The 686-nt window shown below is 41.4% G+C and carries 1 protein-coding gene; it reads right to left on the reverse strand.

What is annotated here, in order from left to right:
* Positions 1 to 686 (reverse strand): proton-conducting transporter membrane subunit (locus ACFINL_RS09795; protein ID WP_375651497.1); only part of this gene is annotated, 686 nt, incomplete at both ends.

Consider the following 686-nt stretch of genomic DNA (forward strand, 5'->3'; position numbering starts at 1 on the left):
AAAGAAGCTCCAACAGGCGCTACTGCTGCGCTGTACGTTGGCATCAACCAAAAATTCAATGGCCACACCCCTGCTTTAATTAAGAAAGCAATTCCCAAAAGCGCAGCCCCTATTTCAAATAAAGTCATATCGCTAGAGGCTATATATTGTATTTTTACAGATAAATCAGCCATATTGAGCGTGCCCACGATTCCATACATGAGTGCTGCACCAACGAGAAAAAACAACGAAGCAACCAGATTAACCACAACATAATGCAACCCAGCGCGCACACGTAACGGACCAGAACCATGCAACGCAAGGCCATAAGAAGCTGTCAACATCACTTCGAAAAATACAAATAAATTAAATAAATCACCTGTTAAAAAAGCACCGTTTATTCCAACCATGAAAAATTGCATCAATGACTGAAAATGTGGCCCCGCTTTATACCAATGTGCCCGTGCAAAAACCAACGCCGCGCTAATCAACAAGCTAGAAAGCAAAAGCATCATAGCACTTAAGCGGTCAAGCACCAAAACAATACCAAAGGGAGAAGGCCAATTACCAAGCCGATAAACATCTGCAGCTGGTGCAAATTCAAGAGCACGCTTTACCAGTAAAACAGCCACAATAACTAATAATGCGGCAGAAAAAATACTTATGAGTGATTTTAGTTTTGAACAGCGTTCATCATAGAAAAGAAG

It is taken from the genome of Bartonella sp. AA78NXGY (assembly GCF_042197005.1).
Taxonomy (GTDB): Bacteria; Pseudomonadota; Alphaproteobacteria; order Rhizobiales; family Rhizobiaceae; genus Bartonella.